At 26.0% G+C, this 21,443-nt stretch carries 25 protein-coding genes; 4 read left to right on the top strand and 21 right to left on the bottom strand.

Features of this window, described 5'->3' with window-relative positions:
• Positions 1-9 precede the first annotated feature (9 nt).
• From ACH5BH_RS00635 to ACH5BH_RS00620, 4 genes are all read right to left on the bottom strand, one after another.
• On the bottom strand, positions 10-1,104 hold the full coding sequence (locus tag ACH5BH_RS00635; protein ID WP_423297116.1) for a PQQ-dependent sugar dehydrogenase: 1,095 nt from the start codon (positions 1,102-1,104) through the stop codon (positions 10-12).
• 14 nt (positions 1,105-1,118) lie between these two features.
• Positions 1,119-2,354, bottom strand: a complete 1,236-nt coding sequence (locus ACH5BH_RS00630) for a DEAD/DEAH box helicase (RefSeq protein ID WP_423297115.1) — start codon at positions 2,352-2,354, stop codon at positions 1,119-1,121.
• Positions 2,355-2,419: 65 nt separating this feature from the next.
• Positions 2,420-3,112, bottom strand: a complete 693-nt coding sequence (locus tag ACH5BH_RS00625) for an alpha/beta fold hydrolase (RefSeq protein WP_404304424.1) — start codon at positions 3,110-3,112, stop codon at positions 2,420-2,422.
• An 81-nt stretch (positions 3,113-3,193) separates the two neighbouring features.
• A complete protein-coding gene (locus ACH5BH_RS00620; protein WP_423297114.1) occupies positions 3,194-3,937 on the bottom strand; it encodes an SDR family NAD(P)-dependent oxidoreductase in 744 nt (247 codons plus the stop codon).
• A 162-nt stretch (positions 3,938-4,099) separates the two neighbouring features.
• On the opposite strand from ACH5BH_RS00620, the gene ACH5BH_RS00615 reads away from it, so the two are divergent.
• A complete protein-coding gene (locus tag ACH5BH_RS00615; RefSeq protein WP_423297113.1) occupies positions 4,100-4,948 on the top strand; it encodes a YitT family protein in 849 nt (282 codons plus the stop codon).
• Between the two features lie 7 nt (positions 4,949-4,955).
• On the opposite strand, the gene ACH5BH_RS00610 is transcribed toward ACH5BH_RS00615, so the two are convergent.
• From ACH5BH_RS00610 to ACH5BH_RS00600, 3 genes are all read right to left on the bottom strand, one after another.
• The gene (locus ACH5BH_RS00610) at positions 4,956-5,522 is read right to left on the bottom strand and encodes a pentapeptide repeat-containing protein (protein WP_423297112.1); all 567 of its coding nucleotides are present in this window, start codon (positions 5,520-5,522) and stop codon (positions 4,956-4,958) included.
• Between the two features lie 91 nt (positions 5,523-5,613).
• Positions 5,614-6,501 (bottom strand): alpha/beta fold hydrolase, encoded by an 888-nt coding sequence (locus tag ACH5BH_RS00605; RefSeq protein WP_404304432.1) that lies wholly within the window; start codon positions 6,499-6,501, stop codon positions 5,614-5,616.
• Positions 6,502-6,603: 102 nt separating this feature from the next.
• Positions 6,604-7,071, bottom strand: a complete 468-nt coding sequence (locus ACH5BH_RS00600) for an HAD family hydrolase (protein WP_423297111.1) — start codon at positions 7,069-7,071, stop codon at positions 6,604-6,606.
• 50 nt (positions 7,072-7,121) lie between these two features.
• Between ACH5BH_RS00600 and ACH5BH_RS00595 the strand changes: the two genes are divergently transcribed.
• Positions 7,122-7,943, top strand: coding sequence for a hypothetical protein (locus ACH5BH_RS00595; protein ID WP_423297110.1), 822 nt, complete (start codon positions 7,122-7,124; stop codon positions 7,941-7,943).
• Here the strand turns inward: ACH5BH_RS00595 and ACH5BH_RS00590 are convergent.
• The 5 genes from ACH5BH_RS00590 to ACH5BH_RS00570 all read right to left on the bottom strand — a co-directional run bounded on the left by ACH5BH_RS00590 (position 7,930) and on the right by ACH5BH_RS00570 (position 11,023).
• The gene (locus tag ACH5BH_RS00590; RefSeq protein WP_423297109.1) at positions 7,930-8,808 is read right to left on the bottom strand and encodes a DMT family transporter; all 879 of its coding nucleotides are present in this window, start codon (positions 8,806-8,808) and stop codon (positions 7,930-7,932) included. The two genes, ACH5BH_RS00595 and ACH5BH_RS00590, sit on opposite strands and share 14 nt — an antisense overlap.
• A gap of 34 nt (positions 8,809-8,842) precedes the next feature.
• The gene (locus ACH5BH_RS00585) at positions 8,843-9,223 is read right to left on the bottom strand and encodes a DoxX family protein (protein WP_423297108.1); all 381 of its coding nucleotides are present in this window, start codon (positions 9,221-9,223) and stop codon (positions 8,843-8,845) included.
• Between the two features lie 128 nt (positions 9,224-9,351).
• Positions 9,352-10,011, bottom strand: a complete 660-nt coding sequence (locus ACH5BH_RS00580) for a 3'-5' exonuclease (protein WP_423297107.1) — start codon at positions 10,009-10,011, stop codon at positions 9,352-9,354.
• 203 nt (positions 10,012-10,214) lie between these two features.
• A complete protein-coding gene (locus ACH5BH_RS00575; RefSeq protein ID WP_423297106.1) occupies positions 10,215-10,607 on the bottom strand; it encodes a NifB/NifX family molybdenum-iron cluster-binding protein in 393 nt (130 codons plus the stop codon).
• Between the two features lie 68 nt (positions 10,608-10,675).
• Positions 10,676-11,023, bottom strand: a complete 348-nt coding sequence (locus ACH5BH_RS00570; protein WP_423297105.1) for a hypothetical protein — start codon at positions 11,021-11,023, stop codon at positions 10,676-10,678.
• A 115-nt stretch (positions 11,024-11,138) separates the two neighbouring features.
• Between ACH5BH_RS00570 and ACH5BH_RS00565 the strand changes: the two genes are divergently transcribed.
• On the top strand, positions 11,139-11,945 hold the full coding sequence (locus ACH5BH_RS00565) for a DnaJ domain-containing protein (RefSeq protein WP_404304446.1): 807 nt from the start codon (positions 11,139-11,141) through the stop codon (positions 11,943-11,945).
• A 217-nt stretch (positions 11,946-12,162) separates the two neighbouring features.
• A complete protein-coding gene (locus ACH5BH_RS00560; protein WP_423297104.1) occupies positions 12,163-12,483 on the top strand; it encodes a type II toxin-antitoxin system RelE/ParE family toxin in 321 nt (106 codons plus the stop codon).
• A gap of 256 nt (positions 12,484-12,739) precedes the next feature.
• On the opposite strand, the gene ACH5BH_RS00555 is transcribed toward ACH5BH_RS00560, so the two are convergent.
• From ACH5BH_RS00555 to ACH5BH_RS00515, 9 genes are all read right to left on the bottom strand, one after another.
• Entirely contained in the window at positions 12,740-13,006 is a 267-nt protein-coding gene (locus ACH5BH_RS00555) for a hypothetical protein (RefSeq protein WP_423297103.1), read from the bottom strand.
• A gap of 201 nt (positions 13,007-13,207) precedes the next feature.
• Positions 13,208-14,605, bottom strand: a complete 1,398-nt coding sequence (locus tag ACH5BH_RS00550) for a hypothetical protein (RefSeq protein ID WP_423297102.1) — start codon at positions 14,603-14,605, stop codon at positions 13,208-13,210.
• A complete protein-coding gene (locus tag ACH5BH_RS00545; RefSeq protein WP_423297101.1) occupies positions 14,598-16,157 on the bottom strand; it encodes a DNA methyltransferase in 1,560 nt (519 codons plus the stop codon). Before ACH5BH_RS00545 ends, ACH5BH_RS00550 begins: the two co-directional genes overlap by 8 nt.
• Before the next feature lie 173 nt (positions 16,158-16,330).
• On the bottom strand, positions 16,331-16,519 hold the full coding sequence (locus ACH5BH_RS00540; protein ID WP_423297406.1) for a BrnT family toxin: 189 nt from the start codon (positions 16,517-16,519) through the stop codon (positions 16,331-16,333).
• 119 nt (positions 16,520-16,638) lie between these two features.
• Complete coding sequence (locus tag ACH5BH_RS00535; RefSeq protein ID WP_423297100.1) at positions 16,639-16,950, bottom strand: cupin domain-containing protein; 312 nt, start codon at positions 16,948-16,950, stop codon at positions 16,639-16,641.
• A 60-nt stretch (positions 16,951-17,010) separates the two neighbouring features.
• Positions 17,011-18,159, bottom strand: a complete 1,149-nt coding sequence (locus ACH5BH_RS00530) for a hypothetical protein (protein WP_423297099.1) — start codon at positions 18,157-18,159, stop codon at positions 17,011-17,013.
• A 165-nt stretch (positions 18,160-18,324) separates the two neighbouring features.
• Complete coding sequence (locus ACH5BH_RS00525) at positions 18,325-18,858, bottom strand: hypothetical protein (protein WP_423297098.1); 534 nt, start codon at positions 18,856-18,858, stop codon at positions 18,325-18,327.
• A 122-nt stretch (positions 18,859-18,980) separates the two neighbouring features.
• A complete protein-coding gene (locus tag ACH5BH_RS00520) occupies positions 18,981-20,543 on the bottom strand; it encodes an AAA family ATPase (protein WP_423297097.1) in 1,563 nt (520 codons plus the stop codon).
• 203 nt (positions 20,544-20,746) lie between these two features.
• Positions 20,747-21,172 (bottom strand): nuclear transport factor 2 family protein, encoded by a 426-nt coding sequence (locus ACH5BH_RS00515; protein ID WP_423297096.1) that lies wholly within the window; start codon positions 21,170-21,172, stop codon positions 20,747-20,749.
• Positions 21,173-21,443: the final 271 nt, after the last annotated feature.

The raw sequence follows: 21,443 nt of genomic DNA, 5'->3' as shown, positions 1-21,443 counted from the left end.
AAAATCCTTTTAATATTTTGGTTTTAAAAGAAGTATTTTACCACTATCTGTAGAAAAATAGATTAAACCATTTGGTGTTTCAACTATGTTTCTTACTCTTTGTTTTAAGCTTTCAAGTATTCTCATCTCTTTTATAACATTATTCTTATCATCTAAACTCAAAATATTTATATGAGTTAGTTTTAAAGCCCCAACTAAAAGTTTTCCCTTTAACTCTTTATAAACACTACCCTTATACATAATAAGTGAACTTGGAGCAATTGAAGGCACATAATATTTTATAGGTTGAAGCATACCTTTTTTATGTGTCCCCTCTCCCACATCTAATGGTACCCAATACTCTTTTCCATAAGAAATTATAGGCCAACCATAGTTAGCACCTTTTTGTATAAGATTTACTTCATCTCCACCTCTTGGCCCATGTTCTATTGAAAATAAAAGGTTTTTTTCTTTATCAAAAAACATTCCTTGTGGGTTTCTGTGACCATAAGAGTATATTTCATCTAAAGCATTTTTATTATTAATAAAGGGATTATCTTTAGGAATTGAACCATCTAAATTAAGTCTTATTATTGTTCCTGAATGATTCAAAAGGTTTTGAGCAGTTTTTCTAACTCCTCTATCTCCTACACTAAAAAATAAATGCCCCTTATTATCAAAAGCTATTCTACTTCCAAAATGTCTTGAAGTTGAAGTATTTGATTTTGTAATAAGTAAATCCTGCTGATTTATAAAACTATTATTTTCTAGTTTTGCTCTTGCTAGAGTAGTTAAGCCTTGATTATTAATATTTTTTGAGTAAGTAAAATATATCCAAGAATCACTCTTATAGTTTGGTGACACTTTTATATCTAGTAAACCACCCTGCCCTTGATAATATACTTTTGGGACATTTTTTATCTTTTGTAAAGCTTTTGTTTTTAAATTTAAAACAAAAACCTTTCCATCTTTTTGAGTTAAAATAAGTCTATTTTCATCTAAAAAATCCATACCCCAAATAACACCTAAATTAGATACTATCAGCTCTGTTTTGTAATTTGTTTTAGCAAATAAACTTAAATTAAAAAATAGTAAAAGAACTAAAGATTTAAATAAAATCTTCATAATAACTCCTTTATTTAGTTACTATTTGTTTTAGCTTCTTGTTCTCTTAATTTATCTTTTTTACTCTTTCTTTTACCTTTTACAGGTGCTTTTCCCTTTGGCTTTATAAACTCTCCTTCTAACTCAAAACCTTTTATAGTTTCAAGTTCTAAATCTATTTTTGAACGCTTTTGAATTAACTTAAAGTGCTCATGATTATCCAAAGTCACAAAAGAAATAGCCACACCACTTTTACCAGCTCTTGCAGTTCTTCCTATTCTATGAACATAATCAGCAGGAGATCTTGGTAAATCATAGTTTACAACACAATCTATATCATCAATATGTAAACCTCTTGAAGCAATATCAGATGAGAAAAGAATATTTATTTTTTTAGCTTTAAAATCTTCTAAAGTATAATTTCTCTCTTCTTGGTCTAAATGTCCATGAAAAGACTCAGCATTAAAACCATATTTTCTAAACTTATTTGCGATATTATCAGCTGCTCTGTTGTTTGCCATAAATACTAAAACTTTTTTATATTTATTTGTTTTAATCAACTCTCTTAAAAGAGCTGATCTATTTTCTTGATTTACTTTAATAGCTCTTTGATTAATCAAATCAACTGTTTCATTTTCTTCTAAAATTACCTCTTTATAATTTGAGCTAATTTTTGAAGCTATTTGTAATATCTTTTTTGAGTATGTAGCTGAAAAAAGCAGATTCTGTCTACTTTTTGGAAGTTCTTTTAAAAGTTGCTCTAACTCTTCACTAAAACCTAAATCAAGCATTTTATCTGCTTCATCTATTACAAACTTTTCTACTTTTTCAAAATTTATTTGATTTTTTCTAAAAATATCAAGCAATCTTCCAGCAGTTGCGACTACTATATCACAACCTTTTTGTACATCTAAAAGCTGTTGAGATATACCCTCTCCACCTATAATAGTTACAATTTTAGGTGATTTATTGAAGTATTTACTCAAAGTTTCAAAATTGTTTGAAACCTGCAAAGCTAACTCTCTTGTAGGAGCTAAAACTAGTACTTTTAGTTTTGCTTTTCCCTCATAAGGATTATTTACCCAATCATTTAAAATAGGCAAAGTAAAACTAGCTGTTTTACCTGTACCAGTTTGTGCTTTTGCCAAAATATCATGACCTTGTAAAACTAAAGGTATTACTTCTTTTTGAATTTGTGTAGGTTCTTTGTAGTTACTATCTTCTAATGCTTTATCAAAAAAAGAAGATAAGTTAAATTGAGAAAATGCCATATATGATTATCCTTTTAAATCTATATGGCATTTTAGAGTTTTTTTCCTTTAATATACTCTTTTATCTATTTTTTCATCCATTTTTCAATCAGTTCACATAAATCTTCTGGAACTTCTAAAGGAATATTATGACTAGTTCCTTCTCTACAGATAACTTTCATTTTATGCTCTACTGTATCTAGTCTATGAATAGAGTTTTGATTTAACAATCTATCATCTTTACTATAGAAAAACCAAATAGGCATATCTAAATGAGTTAAATCCTCAAATAAATCTTTTCTATAAAAAGTTGAAGTAAGCTGAGATACAAATGTTTCTTTACCTAAATCTAAAAACATATCTTGAATTATTTTAATAAGCTCTTCATCTTCTTGTTTTTCTACTAAAGATTTTGCTTTTTCATAAGTTAGACCTTGAAAGCCTTCTTTTTCTATTACTATAAACTTTTCTTTTCTTCGCTCAATTTCTGCTTCTGTTGAAGCCCCAGGAGTTGCTGCTACTGTGAAAAGCTTATTTACTCTATTTGGATATGTAATAGCAAAATATGAAGCGATATATCCTCCAAGAGAAAATCCTAAAAGATTTACTTTTTCTTCTTTAAATTGCTCGAACAAAATATCAATAATCTCATCAAAGTCTTCACTATGAGGAATAGGAGTATGCACTATTTCATATTTTTCTTCAAGTAAAGGTTTTATTCTACTCCATAATCTCTCATCAGTCATAAGACCAGGTATCATATAAATTTTTTCTTTCATGTCAATCCTATACTTTATAATATTTATAATGTTGTATCAAAAATATTATTAAAATAATTTTAACATCAAAAAATCAAAATATTATTGACAAGTATATCCACCATCAACAGGAACTAGAGAGCCTGTCATAAAACTATTTTCATCTGATAATAAATAACAAGCCATATTTGCTATTTCTTCTGGTTTTGCTATTCTTTGAATTGGTTGTGCTTCTTCTAAAAGTTTCATAACCTCATCATTTTGCATACCTGTTAGAGATTTAAATCTATCAACAGCTTTATCTAAAAGTGGAGTATCAATAGTTCCTGGACATATACAATTTACTTTTATATTATAAGGGGCATAGTCTATAGCTGTACTTTTAGTAAGTTGAGCAATAGCACCTTTTGTAAGTCCATATACGGAGCTTTTTCCTTTTCCTACAAAGGACTGATCAGAACCCATAAGCAAAATCTTACCTTCATTTTGCTCTTTCATCACAGGTATTACTTCTTTCAAAATATAATAAACACCTTTGATATTTACATCAAGAACTTTTTCAAACTCTTCTATAGAAGTTTCCTCTATATTAGCAAACAAATGAATACCAGCATTTGCAAAAAGTAAATCTATTTTATTTTCACGTTTCATTACTTCTTCGACTGCATTTTTTATTTGAGAATAATCACTTACATCACAATTTATAAAAGTTATATTTTCTTCATTACTTTCAACAATATCAAAGTTATAAACTTTCGCACCAAAAGAAATCAATTTCTTAGCTGTAGCTTCACCTATACCTGTAGATGCACCTGTAACAATAACAACTTTTTGTGAAAAATTCATATTAGCTCCATATTATTTATTTTAAAAAATTATATAACTTTATTATTTCATTTTAAATTAAGTAATAATTATAATCTTTAACTTGTATAAAAATTTCATATAAATAATCTATTTATTACAAAAATATTGCTATATTATATTAATTAAAAATTGAGGACATATATGAATAAACTTATAAAAAATCAAGAGTTAAAAAATTATTCAACAATACTTTTAGCATCTATAATTTTAGCGATAGGAATAGTTGGTTTCTTTACACCAAATGGTATAATTACAGGAGGAACAGCAGGGCTGTCTTTACTTTTACACTATATTACACCTCTTAGTATTGGTACATTAATAGTAGCAGTAAATCTTCCCTTATTACTTATTGGTTGGAAATACTTAGGAAAAATGTTTGCTATTAGAACTGTATTTACTATTTTTATCATTTCTGTTTTTGTTGATTTTTTTGATAAAATTATTAACTTAAAACCCTTTGTAATTGACTCTGCATTAGCTTCTATTTTTGGTGGTGTATTTATAGGAATAGGTCTTGCTTTAGTTATAAAAGGTAATTCTAGTGCTGGTGGTTCTACTATTGTAGCAAGAATTATAGCTTCAAAAAGTGAGATAAAACCCTCAACAGTTATTTTAGTAATAGATTCACTTATAATTTTATCTTCTTTGTTTATTTTTGATGATAACTCAAGAGTCCTTTATAGTATTGTTAGTATTTATGTAACAGCTAAAATAATTGATACAATTTTGACAGGAAGACTTAACAAAAAAATAGTTTATTTAGTGACAAATGAAACTCAAAAACTCAAAAGAATAATCACAGAAGAACTAGGACCTGAGGGAACGATAATAAAAGGTGATGGTCTTTATGAAGGGCAAGATAAAAAAATGATTTTACTTGTTGTAGAAGTTAATAAGCTTCAACTTTTAAGAAAAATGGTTCAAGAAAATGATCCAGAGGGGTTTTTAATCATCACAGAAGCAACTGAAATGTTAGGAAGAGGACACTAAGACTTCCTTACTTTAACTTAATTGGAAGTAAAGATAAAAAACTCAAGGCCTCAGGAAGACAAAAAACTGCATCTTGAATATCATTTTTTTTAGGATCAATAAGATAGTTTTTTGAATCTTCAAAACTTGCCTTTTTAAGACTATTATTATAAAAAGTAGTAAGTTCTAAATCACATTTATTAAATACTGCTTTTTCTAAGTTACACTCTTCAAAGCCTGTATCTTTGATAATGCTATCATAAAACTTCATACTTCTTAAATCCATTAAATGAAAAGAGTTTTGAGAAATATTACAAGAATCAAAATACACATCAAAAGGCTCATCACAAGAACTCCAAGAAATCCCTATGAGTTTTGAGTCTTTAAATGTAACATCATTAAAAGTACATGATTTTAAAGAACTAAGAGATAAATCGCAGTTTATAAAAGTACATTCTGTAAATTTACATCCATTCATAATACTTTTTGAAAAATTACATTTTATAAAAGTACAAGAATCAAAATAGATTTTATTAAACTCATTTTCTTCAAGCTTTATAAACTCTTCTTCCCAATAATCATTTGTTTTGAACATATAAATCTTTTTAGTTTGAATTTTATCATATTTACTTTTGCATTAAATTAATATCTAAAAAAACCTCAAAATTCGCTATGTTACTTATAATTTAATCAAAAAAAAGTTTAAACTCTTTTATTAGTTTCTCAGGAGACTCTTCTGCTATAAAATGCCCACAATCAATAGTCTTACCTTGTATATTTGTAGCAAATTCACTCCAAACTTCTAAAACATCATAAGTTTTATCAATAAAACCCTCACTTCCCCATAAAACAAGTAAAGGGGTTTTTATTTTTTTTGATAAGTCTTTTTCATCATGTTCTAAATCAATACTAGCTGCTGCTCTATAATCCTCACATTTTGCATGTATATCTTCATAAGTTTGAAAACATCTTATATATTCATCAACTGCTTCTTTTTCAAAAGTTGAATTATTAGAACTCCATCTAAAAAGCTTTTCCATCAAATAATATTTAGGATTTGAACATATCATATTTTCAGGTAAATCATTTGGTTGGATTAAAAAATACCAATGATAATAACCTGTTGAAAAGTTCTTATCTGTTTTTTTAAACATATAATAAGTAGGCACAATATCTAAAACACAAGCTTTTTCTATCATAGAAGGATAATCTTTTAACATTCTATGCAAAACTCTAGCTCCTCTATCATGTCCTGCTACATAAAATTTATCATAACCTAAATGTTTCATAAGACAAATCATATCTTCACTCATACTTTTTTTACTATATAAGCTATGTGTAGGGTCATCCATATTAGGTTTTGAACTATCTCCATAACCTCTTAAGTCAGGACAAATAATATGGTAATTTAAATTTAGTTCATTTGCTATATGATGCCACATAACATGAGTTTGAGGAAAACCATGTAGCAAAAGTAAAGGTTTTTTACCATAATTGTCATTATGCCTAAAGTTGATTACAATATTTTGTTTTACTTCTATTTTTTCAAGAATAAAGTTTTTTTCAAATAACATGGGACTATCTTTATGTTTTATTTTAATTAATTTCATCTTTCATATAATTATTAATAATTATATAAAAGGATTGTAGCAATAAAATAGTAATTATTTAAATTTCTAGTTTCTTAGTGTAGCTATCAATCTATTTTCATCTCTTAAATAAGCAAAAACATCAAAAATTGATTTTACTAAAATATCAGAACTTAATAAAGTTTCACTACAAAGCCCTTCATCTTGTAAAATAGCAATACCTAAAGCTGTTTCTTTTAACATTAATTTATCATTTCTTCCATTACCTACACTTAAAACTGTGCTTGAATCCAAACTCTTAACAAAATCTAGTTTACTTATATCTTGGTTATTCTTAGGTATTTTTACTATCTTACAATTTGTATTTGCTAATTGTGTTTCAACACTTCCATAAGTATCTGCTGTAATCACATAAAAATTTAAACTATTTGAAAACTCATTTATACACTTACTTATATTATCTATTAATTTACCATCAACTGCTATAGTACCATTGTAATCAAAAACAATATTTTTTATTTCAAGTTCTTCTCTTCCAGGGATGTTAATTTTCATTTTATTCCTTTTATTTTATAAATACATAAAAAAAGAGTATACTTAATATTATGAAAAAGTTATATTTAATATTTTGTGTTTTACTTTTAAGTTACAATTATATTTATGCTTTTACATGGGATGATTGTATTGAAAAATATGAGAAAGCCAAGCAGTTTAAAGATAATATTCGTTTATCTTATCTGTATTTAAAATCAACAAAAAGTTGTTTGATAAAATTCAAAAGTATTTTAATACAAAAACCAAACCCAGATTTCACAGTAGAAGCAATGAATGACAATATTATTATGCTTGATAAAAATATCAAAAATATCATTCCAAAATATATACATCCTAAAAATAATATAGAAGACATACCTAAATATCTAAATACCAATAATAAAAACTACAAACTAAACAACGAATATAAATACTTCATAAAATATAAGAACTGCAATGGTGTACATGCACTTGATAAAATATATACTGCAAAGCATTGTAATATTCCAGATTCAAAAAGTTTGCATTATGATTTAAGCTATATAAAAACAGACACTATATCTACGTTAAAAACAGCAAAAATAAACTTGAATAAAATTGGTGAATTTAAATACTACTCTATGTCAAAAGAAGGTATGTTTTATAATACTCTATTAAAAGAAAAAAATTGTAGATTTTATAAAGCAGAAAATAAAGCTATTGGTCTAAATATTACACTTGACTTAACTGACTTAGATAAAAAAGTAGAAATTAGAAGTAATTGCTTAGCAATTCCTTCAAACAGTGGTGGTGGAGTTTTTCAAGATAATAAACTTGTAGCTATTATCTCGAAAACAGTTTTTAATAAAAATAAATTTTTATATAGTGTTATTGAACCTATTATTTCTTACTAACTAAAATCCCACCAAGAGCAATAAGTCCTATTCCTAAAAAAGTAACTATATCAGGAATTGAATCTCCTAACATAATACCAAAACCAACAGCAAAAGGAATACTTGAATAGCCAATAACACCGATAATACTAGCTTTACTTAAACTATATGCTCTTGTTAAAAACCACTGAGATACAGTAGATAAAACAGCCATCAAAGCAATCAAAGCCCATACAAATAAATCAGTATGAAGACTAAAGTTTGCATAAGGTGTAAACAAAAAGATAAGTAAAGGAAGGATAGTTCCTACTCCCATAAATGAAAGCATAATAACTCTTGCATCATATATATCTTTTATTTTTTTTATTGTAGCATAGGCTGCTGCTGCAAAAAAACCACCAAGCACTCCAAAAATATGACCTATTGATATTTCAAAATCAAAAGGTTTTATCACAAATGCAACCCCTACAAACCCAATAATAAGTGCAAAAAATGTATTAAGACTAATAGATTCTTTCATCAAATAATAAGCAAGAATTGTTACAAAAAATGGAGAAGTTTTATTTAAAATTACAGCTTCACCAAGGGGAATAGTGGCAATTGTGTAAAAATATAATAACATAGCTACAGTTCCAAAAAAACCTCTTAAAAAAAGTAAGTGTGTTTTTGAAAAATCAAAAGATACTGATACTTTTTTGAAACTATAAACAATCATAATAACACCTAAAAGGTTCCTATAAAATACAATTTCAATAGGATCCATACTTTCTGATAATACTTTAGCTACTGCACCACTTAATGAGCCTAACATTGCACTCATTAACATAAAAAATATTCCCTTATCCATAAACTTTAAATTTAATAATGGTTTATAGCTGTTGAACATTTACTTCCTTTTTTTGATTTAACGTAATTATAGTTTATACTTCATAGTTTTTTCTTGTGTAAATATATGCCCAAGCAATAAGAACCAATTGAATAGGAAGTCTAATTAAAAGAGATGTTTCACTCATATCTGCAAACTCTTCATGGTTTAAATACATATTCACATTTGCAGGAAAAACTGCAACAAAAAGTGCAATTATTGCAAAAGCAGCTTGCCTTGAAGTCTTAGATATAACTAGTAATATACCCAACAAAATTTCAATTACACCACTTGCATAAACTATAAATTCATGAAATGGAATATAATCTGGCATTGCTTTTAAATAGAATTCTGGATTCATAAAGTGTGCAACACCTGCAACAACTAATAAAACTCCTAGTATAAACCTAGAACATATATATAATATTTTTTTCATAATTACTCCAATAATTTTAATTTATGATTTTAAAAAGTGGAATAATATATCTAATATACTTAAATGTATCTTACATTACTTTAGGTAAGTAATGTAAAGTTAATATAGCTTAATATAAAATCTATCTTTTAAGTATAAATATCTTCACTTATAAAAGAAGGCATAATTTCGATTGTAAAAGGATACTTTTTTATAATTTCGCTCATTACATCAAAAATTACTGTAGCATCTTCAGAAGCATATTTAATTTGCCCACTACTTAGAACTTTTGATTCCCAGTTTGATCTTGACATATTTTTTGATTTCTGTAAGTTTTGATTTAAAATTATCAAAGTAGCTTTTTTCGCACCTATTTGATTCTTTGAAGATAAGCTTTTAAATATATTCTCTAAATCGATTGTAGATTTTAATTTTAATCTAAACTGATTAAAAAGTGCTTCTTTATCACCTTTTAATCCAGTACCTACTTTTATGATTTTTTCATCCTCCAAGATATTTATTAAAGGTTTTAAATTTTTTATCTGCTTTGTTTGAATGATATAACATTGTGTTTTTGTTGCTAACTGAATAATAGAAATACCATGAGAGACTTGCCCCTTTTTAAAAGTAGGCTTTTGTTCACTGTCAAAAGCAATAAAAGGAGTAGAACTTATAGCTTTCATTGCATTTTCTAAGTCTTTAGAAGTATTGATAATCTCAATACTTCTATTTCCCACTGTATAAGGCAAGGTGTTTTCATCAGCTTTTATTTCATGGGCATTATCTATCAATGAAAAAAGATTTATCATTGCTTTTAAAGGTTCTGAACTATTTGATACAAGTTCTTGTAAATTCTCTTCTATTTTATTTTCAAAATCATCTTCTGAAAACTTTTGAATAAGTTTTAATCTATCTTTGTTAAATAAAGTATTTACTATTTTAATCTTAAACTCCTAGATAAAGCTATAATTTTTCGTATTGTAGCATAAAGAGTTAATAAACTTATTTCAACCTACACAAACTTAGAAGATAATTCATTTAAAATTTTTGTTGCATCAAATGAATCTCCATTGTATTTGATAATTTTTATACCTTCACTAGTAAAAGATCTTGCTGTATTTTTACAAGCTGTTTTTACTACAATATAATCACATTCATTTAATACTTTACCCATTTTATTATGTTGAGCAATATGTTCAGCATCATCTGATGAATGATTACAGGAATGATGTTCTTCTGGATTTTCATGGTCAATATCACTTCTAGGGTTTTGTTTTATTTCATTTAGATTAAATGATTTAAACATACCTGCTCCTGCCATAGTATAAACAGCAAATTTAGGTGTATGACCTGCATTTGTAAAAAAACTTAGATTTTCATCTTTTACGGGTATTGCTATTTTCATTTTTTATCCTTAGTTTATTTTTAATTTTTTTAGTATTTTAATTATATATAAAATCTCATTATATCTTATTATTCGCCATTTAAAACAGACATTACTGTTGCCCTACTTGTTTTAAGTTCATTTGTAATTTTTGAAATATTGATATCACCATTTTGAGTATAATATTGTTCATCATCAAGCATTCGTAAAATTTCATCTTTTTTTTCAAGTATTTGTTGAGAAGTAGCTTTTTTCTGAAAAGTAAAATCCTCTTCTGTCATAGTCTTTAAGGCTTCTAAATCTCTTTTGATTGTAGGAACAGTTACTTTTAGCTGTTTAGCCAAATCTTTTGGTTCTTCTACTCCATTTGCTATTAAATCTCTTAAAGCAATTCTTCTAGTTTTGATTTTTCTTCTTCTATGATATGAAATTTTCATCTATATTATATCCATAAACTTTTGTTTTGATTTGTTATTATAACATTAAACCCAATTAGACTAACTAAAAGGTTAAGAAGATATAATTTTAAAAAACTTAAACAACGGATAAAAAATGAACTTTAAAAAATGGATTTTTATAGCAATACTTTTAGTAATATTTTACTACGCATTTATTGAAAACTTTTTTCTTACACTTTCAATAATCGCTTCTTTTTATGTACTATTTAAAATATATAAATTCTATGCTAGAAAAAAGCTAAATAAACTAGTCCAATCAAAAGAACTTTTTAGACAAAGTCAATTAGGACACTTTATCGCACTTGTAGCTAAAGTTGCCAAAGCAGATGGAAGAGTAGATGAACTAGAAGCTCAACTAATAAGCATGATGTTTGATGATATATCAAAAGTTTTCGATGAAAAAGAAAAAGCTAGAGCTATTATGAAAGAAATTTTCAATGAAGAAAAACAAAAAGATGACGATACAAAACAAATAGCCCAATCTCTAAATCAACTTCTTGGAAGAGGAATACATAAAAGAAAACAGTTTGTAGGCTTTTTAATTCAACTTGCATTTATCGACAATGGAATAAGCCAAGATGAAGACAAAGTTTTAAGAGTTATCATAAAAGAACTAGAAATATCAGATGAAATATATGAAGCCATAATAAATAACTTCAAAAATAAAATGAAAAACAATCAACAAACTATGAGCCAAGATGAAGCATATAAAATTTTAGAAGTAAAAGAAACTGATGATATGAACACAATAAAAAAAGCCTATCGAAAACTAATAAGACAATACCATCCAGATATTATAAGCTCACAAGATAAAGATGAAGCTTATATTGAAGAAGCAACAGCAAAAACTCAAGAAATAAACCAAGCCTATCAACTTATCAAAGATATAAAAGGGAAGTAGTTTTGTCAATACTACTAAAATATAGAGGATAAATTTGACATCTATTATTTATATATTAATTTATAGGATATAGATATGTTATCTTTAGAACAATTAGAAAAACAACAAGTCCATTAAAGCTTTTTTAGTTGAGCAAAAACACAAAAGGTTTTATTCGGATTTTGACCAATCTGCAAAAGAACTGAAATCAATTTTAAATAAAGAAACAAGTTGATAAATGAACTTTAAACTTATAATCACTCCACAATTTCTAAAATCAGTTAAAAAGCTTTCCAAGAAATACAAAGAAATAAAAAATGATTTACAAAATATATCAAAAGAAATAGAAAATAAGAACTTTATAGCTTTAGGATATAGATGTTTTAAATTAAGACTTGCAAACTCATCTATACCTACAGGAAAAAGTGGAGATTTTAGAGTAATCTACTATAAAAAAATAGAAGATAAAATTTATCTTTTAGAAATATACTCTAAAACAGAGTTAGAAAATATTGATGATTCTAAAATCATTGAGATTTTAAAGGATAATAATTTATAGAAAGTAGAAAATTAGCGCCCCTAATTTTCAATGTGTTAGACTTTTTTTGTACTAATTATTTTTAATTTTTAACCAAATTGTTTTTCCCAACACTAACATTAATCCAAGAGTTCCAAGTATTAAACTAAAATAGCCAAGTGGCATAAACCAACTTTCTTGCAAAAAATTATTGTGATCAACAAGTTGATAAAAATTAGTTTCAAGATAAAGAAAGATTATTCCTATGGTAAAAAGACTAATGTTAAATAAAAATAACTTATTCTTTTTCATTTTTTTTTATTTCGATATATTCAACATAAATATGCAAAACATTACTTGCACCTGGCTTTACATTAAATACAGGGAATGTATTTTGTTCTTCGTCTATAGGGGTGATTATAGGTAAACCACCAAAATGATTTGCTTGTGGATTCAAGTCTAGCTCTATAATTTTATTTTCTGTTAATTCAATAAAAATAGAATTAGCATCTATTTTATTTCTTGTTCCATCATCATTTATTGTAAATGCCTTATATTTCTTCATTTGAATATTCTCCGTTTTTTGATTTTAGTTCATAACGATTAAAATGAGCTAATAAATTACCCGCAGGATAATTTGTTGACTCTAATGATTTGTTATCTTTTATAACATTTATTTTTTTTCCTTTCTATATAATGATAACGTTTAACTTCACCGATATGGGTATCCTATTCGGTGCTAGGTTTTGTTATGAATTATTTAGATTTACTCAGCCTCTCTTTTTATAAATAAAATATCAGATTTACATTTATATGTTTGATTATCTTTTTGCCAGCAAAATTCCATCTTTAAATCCTCAGAATTATCAGAGAGTTCATTTAAATGAGTATTGATTTTTTCTCTTAGAAAATTTATACTTCTTTTTAATTTCCAACTATCATAAATATCATTTTCATCAGTTAGGATTAAAAAGAAACGATTTGAAGCATCAAATCTGGCTTCTCCTTGATTTTCATATAGCCATTTTTTAAGTTCATTTGGATTTTGTTCTGCTTCATTAATAATATGTCTTCTAATTTCTTTAAATTCACTTAGAAATTCATTTGCTGAATCAGAATGGTCTTCTGACAATTTATTATATAAATGCTGTTCCAATGCCTTATCACTCAAATCTTCAGGAACAATAATATTTAACTCTTTACACTTATTTTTTATTTTAGTTAGTTCTGTTTGATACTTGTTAGAAGATATATAAGTTTTGATACTATTTCTAAAAAGCCTTAGTCCATCTAATAATTGTTTTTTTAACTGACGCTCTTCTTGTTCACTATTAAATGTAATTGATAAGTCCGTACATTTTTGTTTTAAAACTTCAATGTTAGCTCTATTTTCGTTTATAAAGTTTGTAATACTTTGTTGATACTCTAATAATGCAGATCTCAAAATATTAGTTTCGCTATTTTCATCAACTTGAATTTCCAACTCTAAGCATTTTTCTAATAGATATTGTCTTTCCCTCTCATAACCTAATATTCTTAATTTTTCATTCATTAGCTCTTGTGGGAAATATGTTACTTTTAAGTCAAAAGGTGTGTCATTAATAAAAAAATCTATCTTCTTAACTAAACCGATAGTTGGTAATACTTTGTCATGGTCTTTGAAAATATCCTCAATAATAATAGATGTCCAATGGTTATACCATGAATTTAGAGTGTATCCTCTTAGACTTTTTAAAAGACTTCCTTCAACTTCATCATATATATCTTGATATGACTTTATTTTTTTAACATAATTGTCTACAATATTTTTTTCAAGACTATTACCATAAGACCCACCCCAATCAAAAGATTGTAATCTACATAATTGGTCAATTAAATCAGCTTCATTTTCTTGTCGCTCAACTCTTTCTTCTTGATATTTATTTTCTATAAAGTCATTAACTTGAGCTATAGTAACTGTCTGTTTTTTAAATAAATAACAAAATAAATCTTCACTTGTACTAGTATGACTTATTTCATATAAATTACAAAACTCTTTTAACTCTGCCTTTCTGGATATAGTTCTAAGTTTAAGAAACCTCTCTCCATAATCATCACTTTCAAGTTCTTCAAATTTATTTTCTCGAAAGTATTTATTTAATTCATTAAATTTTTCATTATCCATATATTCTCCATTTTTGAGTATCTGTAAAGTCAAAATTTTCTGTCAATACTTTTAACAAATCAATATTTCCAATAAGTATTTTTTCTGAAAAAATCATTTTCATAATCTTAAGGAAAATTTCATTTGTATCCAAAGGATTATTCGTTAACCATTCTGTGATTTTTGATATAAACAATTGTTTAATATCTTCATCAGTTCTTTGAGATGTATATTCTGGCAAATCTGATTTTATTAGTGTAACAAGAACATCTCCTTTAACACTTTTTAGCCTATTGATTTGTCTAGGAGTAAAAGACTTTTGTACTAACCAATCGAAACTATATAAATCAAATCCATTTTTAATACATGCATTTGTAATAGATTTCCATTCTATTCCTGATAGAGAATGATATGTAAGTGAAAAAAACTTCCCTGATTTTAAAACACGCCTAATCTCTGAAAATGCGATATTTATTTCCTCTTCAAAGACTGATATGTTTTTATTACGAACTTTACTATCAGTTATGACAATTTCTTGTTTATAGTCAGGTGCAAACTTTAACCATGAGTTCCATATTATACTTTGTTCAAAATATGGAACAGCATCGCCATAGGGTGGATCAGTAAAAATATAATCAATACTTTCATCCTTAATTTCTAACTGTTTTACATCGTTTTGTAGTACTTTATACCAATTATCATATTCTTTTATATTAAAATCTAATATTCCTTTATTAAATTGCTGTAAGTAATCTAATTTACCTTTAATAGCCTTATTTAAGCGATTTTCAAAATAATGAAACACATTATTTTCAATATATGTTTCACCTGTATAAAATCCTGTCATCCATGCACCTTGTGACATTTCCCCTCTACTTCTTATTGGAGGTACAAGTCTTGAACAATTTGCAAGGTTTGATGTAAAAGCTAACTTAAATAAATCTAACTCATTTCCACTTGAATATTTTTCTATTAAAGAAAGTAATTTCGCATGACAAGCTAAAGTTCTTTTTGTAAATAAATCAGAAACTTTCATTCCAAGCTTTGCAGATATTCTAGAATTTGGGATAAGCTCTTCATTGGGATACCAATCTTCTATTGTATAGTTAGTTTCTTTTTTTATATACTCATTTACAGATTCTTTTGCTAATGGTATTTCAATGTATTTAGATTTGCCTTTTTCTTTGAATTTCGCTCTTAGTGGTATATCATTATTATTACGGAGTATAGATATAAGCTCAATTTTTCTATTAGAATATTCCCATAAAAACCATTTATTATTAAAAGGTTTAAATTCTGTTTTAATTAATTCCCATTGTTTTTTGACTAAGTCAATATCAATGCTTTTATTTAATAATTGTTTATTTATAAAATTAGCTATTGGATTCAAATCGTTTGATATAACATTTCTATTTAAAATGTACGCCTCACAACAAAACACACCATAACCTGAAAAAGGATCAAGTACAATATCTTTTTCACTACTGAACTTTTCTATAAGCTCTTTAAGGTCATTTGAGGGTTTTTTACCCCAATATTTATGCATTTCATATCTATCTCTTTTTTGTTTCAAATTTATTTTCCTATATTGTGTACTGTAATTATACAGTAACTTATTTCAATTCAGATAATATTTGAGTACACCTACAAATTTAACTTGTTAGGTGCTAAGACTTCTTATGTCTTTTATATCCACTTCAATTTTAATTGAAATTTGCTTTTTTACTTTTTTTGCATACGGATTTTTTACAGAATTGTTAAAATCATATTGTTTTTCTTCTTTTTTTGTCGATTTTCTCGCACTGATATTCTTATATTATTTTCACTAACTTTATAACAATGTAAGATAAATCTATCTTCATCTTCACTATAATCTGGGTCAGAAATTAATCTTGCATTATCATCAAAAACTGTTTTTGCTTCATCGAATGAAATTTTATGTTTTGCAAAATTTGACTTGGCTTTATTTTCATCTCAACTAACTGATAAACTATTTATAATGATATTATAAATAGTTTATCAGTTTAAAGTCGCAAGGATAGCTTTGTTTTTTGTTATACACTTCCCTCTTTTTCGATTACTAATATTCTAGCTTCACCAATTGGATGTGCATAATGTTCTGTTCCCAATGTTGCATAAAATATATCACCACTTTCTAAAACCTCTGATTTTTCAACACCATTTTTTTTATAAAACATTTTTACTGTTCCATCAAGAACTACAAAAACTTCTTCACCATCATTAATGTGCCATTTATATGGTTTATTAGTCCAATGTAATTTAGTAGTAATACCATTCATATTTGCAATACTTTGTGAATCCCAAGCTTTTTTGGGTTTGAAAGTTTTACTTTTTATGATTTTCATTGTATATTTTCCTTATGGTATTACGTTTAAAATAAGCCAATAAATTGCCAGCAGGGTAATTTATTGGTTCCTCTGATTTGTTATATTTTGCATTTTATCGCGACTTGATTCAATAAATTGTCCTAAATCCCAAAATCTTGTTTCTAAATCTAAACGTTTAGGTTTAGTATTAATTTTGTTATTTTCATGATTCTGGATTTCTACAGGTTGATTATTTAATATTGATTTTCTTATCTCATCAAATATAGATACATCATATTTTTGTAAAAACTTTCTTTCATTAAAAAAATATAAGTCTTTACTTATTATATCTACCTTTTCTTCACTCCATGTATTGAATTCATTTGGGCTTATATAAAACTCAGAATCTGTCATAATTAAAGATTCTATAAAATTTAACATTTCTAATTCTGATTGAAAATATGGTGTATATTGTGTAACTAAATCTTCATGACACAATATGCCCAATAATGTCTCTGATGTAGTTGGTATGATAACAACTAAATTAGAGTAATATTTGTTATTTAGTCTTAATGTATAACTACTTTCTAACGCAATAGGATATTTAATTGAAAGTTTCTTAAACATAATATTTATATCTAATGGTACTTTTTCTGAAAAAGGTTTTAACCATAAAACTTGGTCATATTTGATATTAAATTTCCTATCTAAATCTGGAAAGTCTAATAATAAATCTTCTAAAAATGAAACTATATTTTTAAGGCTAATTATTTTATTTTTTTCAAAATCTTCATTAGTATAATATTCTTTATTGAATGTTTCTAATTCCGCATTTCGAGTCATATTATTAAAAAAATATTTTTTACATGCCGTTCTATAAAATTGTAAAAAAACATCTCTCAAAGTTGTTATTCCATTATTGTCTATATTTTCAAAAATATTATTATCATGTTTTTCACAAAACCCTTTAAATGTAGATGCTTGTTTTGTACTTATTTTTTGTAATCTCATATTTATTTTTTCTGGTTTAATAAAGTCTTTTAAAGTAAATTCTGCTCGATTAAATTTCTGAAATACAAGATGATTATCATATTCGATATTCTTTAATGTACTTTTAGAAATGGAATGAGATAATATTGCATCTTCATTACATTCTGGGTATAAACATTTATGATTTGTTTTTTTAGATATTAACTTTTCAAATAAAAGCTTCATATCTCTTTCTTGTTTAATTATCTCTTCAAGCAAGTTTCATCCTTTCATAGAAATACAACGTTTGAGTTAAGCAACAAAGCAATAATAACTCATTAAAATTTTAGTTTTATTTGACTAACTTAAAATATAAAAGCTTAAATAACTATAGTATAGCCTTGTTTGATTTCTAAGATTTGTTATATGCTTAATTGTTTATAATTAGTCATTTTCTAAATTTTCAAGTGTCATATTCCATGCAGTAATATATTCATGAGGATTCACTTCTAGACCAACATCTTTTCTATCTTTTAACATTTTAAGCTGTTTTGTTCGTTGAATATGAATGCAATTAATACCAAGTGTTCGAATCATGTAATCAACTTTCTCTTTTTCAATCTTTGAGAGGGAGCTATTTGCTATAAACATACCTGTTTCAAAATCAAATTCTAAATATTTATAGGGATCATAGTTCGGATCATCAGGTTTTAAAATATACTCTACTGGCTTTGTACCTTTTATTCTGCAATTATTATGAGTAGCTACTACAAAAAGATTACTCCATAGCCAAGCCTTATTTTGTTTTAGGCTTTCATCAAAATGTTCTAAGTCTCCCTGAATTGAGTTTTTGTCTTCTTGTATTAGTTCTTTTGTATATTTATTCTCATCCCAATTATCAAGAGAAATATATTTTGGATCACATAACAATTGTTCTGTGTAAGCACACAAAGCACCTTGCGAATTTAAAAGGCTCATTTTGATATCATGATAATGTTTAAAACTCGAACTATTATAGCTTGGGTGATTATTATTCCCCAAGCTATCTAGCCATTTTTTGTAGTCTTTTGATAAAATTTTATGTTTATCTATTTTTTTCATTAATTATTTAAACCTAGCTTTTCAGATAACTTTTGTAGCTCTTTAAATTTTTCTTCTTTTTCTTCTAAATTATCAATAATTTTTATTTCAGCTTTTAATGTTGCATAAGCCATCAATCCTTTTTCTCTAAAAGTAAAATTTGAATCTTCATCTAAATCAAAAATATCTGTCAGTATACTTGTCCAAGTTAAATACCTAGGATCTAAAAAATAGTTTTTTATATGGCGGTCATCAGTAAAATACAATTCTCTATAAACTTGATTGTTATCATCAAATTTCAATTCTACTATTTCCCATGGTTCAAAACTAGATGCTATTAATGGAGAATGAGTAGCAACAATAAGTTGATTGTTATTTCCAACATGAGAATAAAGTAATGTTAACTCTCTTTGAATATCTGGATAAAAAGACATCTCTGGTTCATCTATAAGAATAATACTATCTTGAGGAGAATAAGTTTTTAGTGGTATAAAGGTTGAGAGTAGATTTTTTGTACCTGTACTTAATTTGTCGTATTCTATAATATTTCCATTAGATAAATCTTTAATTGTAAAGCTATTATAACTTATTTGATTTTCATCTATTTTTGCTAATTCTAAATTAAATTTATTTAAAATATCATTTATTTCAAATGAGATATTATTTAATAGATTCTCATTTTGTTCTTCCCACTTTACTATTTCTATTTTATAATCATTTTTAGTATATGTATCATCATTTAATAGTTTATTTGAAAGTGTGTCTATAAATTCACTTCTTAAAGATTGGTAATTATCAATCTTTTTTTTCATTGTATCCCATAAGTTATCTAATTCATTATTTATATTAATGATATATCTATCTATAAAGTTTTTCTTTTTTATCTTTTTTAGGGAACTATTAACATTATCACTTCTTAAATATTTAGCTTCTAAATCTCTAATTGCACTATTAATATTATTTAATTTTTCCTTTGGACTCGGTTCAAGTAAATTATTTGTATAATAACCTATTCCAGCACCAGCAAATTTGGTTAAACTATTCAAATAGGGATTTTTAGATTCATTTATTTGTTCAAATGTTAATTCTGCTTTTGCAGTAGTCAATTTGTCAAGTAATGCTTTATCTGAAACTGTCATTTCAAAAGTATTTAGTTCTTCCTGCTTTTCAATTTTTTCATTAAATATTGAGTAGTCTTTAGTTCCTATAAAATAGTTTTTTTCAGTATCATCCATTAGTGCTTTATTTGTTTTTTCAAAATCTATTTCAGATTTACTTTCTGTAAATAAGGTTTTTACTTTTAAATTTGATTTTGTAATAAATTCATTACTTATATATTTTTCTTCTGAGCTATTATCACTAAATTCTTTAAATGGTTGATATGAGTACTTATTTTCAGAAAAATCAACCACAGACTTTTTAATTATATCCAATAAATTTGTTTTACCAGTTCCACTTTGTCCAATAATACAAATCTTGTCTAAAGGTTGACCTTCTCTTTTATGTCCACTTGGATAAGTTAAATCTAACTTTAAGCTTTTAAATTGTTTATAGTTATTAATATCTAAGTTACATATTTTCATTTTTTATCCCATATATTTATATTTTTCTATTATATCAAATTTTTAATTGAACTAGCATATAACTATTTATCAATACTATAATATATAAAATCACCTAATAGCACTACACTTTTTATGACAATATATTATGTTTTAATTATAAAAAGTAACAAATACTAAAAATTCCATACATTATGAGTTACTCTTCGATAAACCTTTATGTATTATTGTCCATCTGACAGTACTGAAATTCTTTCTAGATCTTGACTAGGAAAATCAGGATCTACGTATATATACATACGACTAATAAACTTCCCATTAAACTCAAATACGCTACAAAAACGACCTATAGATATATTATTATCAGGCCAAGAAGTTCCATCACTCATCACTCCTCTTTCTTGACCTTCAACAACAACTTTATTATCAGCTTTTATTATCTTAAAGCCATCTATGTCATGCCAAATACTTATTAAGGAACTTCCAATTCTATTACCAAACTCTATTAATGCCTTTTTTCCTTTTTTTTGTCCAAACTTAGGAAAGAAAAAATCAACATCATCTGTAAATAACTCAAGATAACTAGAGTCACCATTATCTATTTTCTTAAAATACTCAATTACAATATTTTCTAGATTGTCTTTTTCCATTATTATATATCCTTAATTATTTTTTATGCATAAATAATTACTTAATGCATATCCATTTTTATTATAAACAAGTAATAATATCTAATATATTATACAAAAATAATTTTATCTTCTAAAATATAAACATAATTTTAATAAATATAGATTTTTTAAGGATTTTATTATTGTAAGAAACTATTAGAAATTGTTTAAAGTGAGAGATTTTATTTAAATTATGATAAATGAGTACTTAAAGTCTAAATATAATGAGAGCAGAATAAAAGCTATTCGC

The sequence above is a fragment of the Arcobacter rhizosphaerae genome (genome assembly GCF_049472155.1).
Lineage (GTDB): Bacteria > Campylobacterota > Campylobacteria > Campylobacterales > Arcobacteraceae > Arcobacter_B.
This window is presented reverse-complemented; position numbering and strand designations above follow the sequence as displayed.

Excerpts from the sequence above, each read along its gene's own strand:
- ACH5BH_RS00635 (WP_423297116.1), bottom strand. The coding sequence starts at position 1,104 with ATGAAGATTTTATTTAAATCTTTAGTTCTTTTACTATTTTTTAATTTA.
- ACH5BH_RS00630 (WP_423297115.1), bottom strand. The coding sequence starts at position 2,354 with ATGGCATTTTCTCAATTTAACTTATCTTCTTTTTTTGATAAAGCATTA.
- ACH5BH_RS00625 (WP_404304424.1), bottom strand. The coding sequence starts at position 3,112 with ATGAAAGAAAAAATTTATATGATACCTGGTCTTATGACTGATGAGAGA.
- ACH5BH_RS00620 (WP_423297114.1), bottom strand. The coding sequence starts at position 3,937 with ATGAATTTTTCACAAAAAGTTGTTATTGTTACAGGTGCATCTACAGGT.
- ACH5BH_RS00615 (WP_423297113.1), top strand. The coding sequence starts at position 4,100 with ATGAATAAACTTATAAAAAATCAAGAGTTAAAAAATTATTCAACAATA.
- ACH5BH_RS00610 (WP_423297112.1), bottom strand. The coding sequence starts at position 5,522 with ATGTTCAAAACAAATGATTATTGGGAAGAAGAGTTTATAAAGCTTGAA.
- ACH5BH_RS00605 (WP_404304432.1), bottom strand. The coding sequence starts at position 6,501 with ATGTTATTTGAAAAAAACTTTATTCTTGAAAAAATAGAAGTAAAACAA.
- ACH5BH_RS00600 (WP_423297111.1), bottom strand. The coding sequence starts at position 7,071 with ATGAAAATTAACATCCCTGGAAGAGAAGAACTTGAAATAAAAAATATT.
- ACH5BH_RS00595 (WP_423297110.1), top strand. The coding sequence starts at position 7,122 with ATGAAAAAGTTATATTTAATATTTTGTGTTTTACTTTTAAGTTACAAT.
- ACH5BH_RS00590 (WP_423297109.1), bottom strand. The coding sequence starts at position 8,808 with ATGTTCAACAGCTATAAACCATTATTAAATTTAAAGTTTATGGATAAG.
- ACH5BH_RS00585 (WP_423297108.1), bottom strand. The coding sequence starts at position 9,223 with ATGAAAAAAATATTATATATATGTTCTAGGTTTATACTAGGAGTTTTA.
- ACH5BH_RS00580 (WP_423297107.1), bottom strand. The coding sequence starts at position 10,011 with ATGATAAATCTTTTTTCATTGATAGATAATGCCCATGAAATAAAAGCT.
- ACH5BH_RS00575 (WP_423297106.1), bottom strand. The coding sequence starts at position 10,607 with ATGAAAATAGCAATACCCGTAAAAGATGAAAATCTAAGTTTTTTTACA.
- ACH5BH_RS00570 (WP_423297105.1), bottom strand. The coding sequence starts at position 11,023 with ATGAAAATTTCATATCATAGAAGAAGAAAAATCAAAACTAGAAGAATT.
- ACH5BH_RS00565 (WP_404304446.1), top strand. The coding sequence starts at position 11,139 with ATGAACTTTAAAAAATGGATTTTTATAGCAATACTTTTAGTAATATTT.
- ACH5BH_RS00560 (WP_423297104.1), top strand. The coding sequence starts at position 12,163 with ATGAACTTTAAACTTATAATCACTCCACAATTTCTAAAATCAGTTAAA.
- ACH5BH_RS00555 (WP_423297103.1), bottom strand. The coding sequence starts at position 13,006 with ATGAAGAAATATAAGGCATTTACAATAAATGATGATGGAACAAGAAAT.
- ACH5BH_RS00550 (WP_423297102.1), bottom strand. The coding sequence starts at position 14,605 with ATGGATAATGAAAAATTTAATGAATTAAATAAATACTTTCGAGAAAAT.
- ACH5BH_RS00535 (WP_423297100.1), bottom strand. The coding sequence starts at position 16,950 with ATGAAAATCATAAAAAGTAAAACTTTCAAACCCAAAAAAGCTTGGGAT.
- ACH5BH_RS00525 (WP_423297098.1), bottom strand. The coding sequence starts at position 18,858 with ATGAGCCTTTTAAATTCGCAAGGTGCTTTGTGTGCTTACACAGAACAA.
- ACH5BH_RS00520 (WP_423297097.1), bottom strand. The coding sequence starts at position 20,543 with ATGAAAATATGTAACTTAGATATTAATAACTATAAACAATTTAAAAGC.
- ACH5BH_RS00515 (WP_423297096.1), bottom strand. The coding sequence starts at position 21,172 with ATGGAAAAAGACAATCTAGAAAATATTGTAATTGAGTATTTTAAGAAA.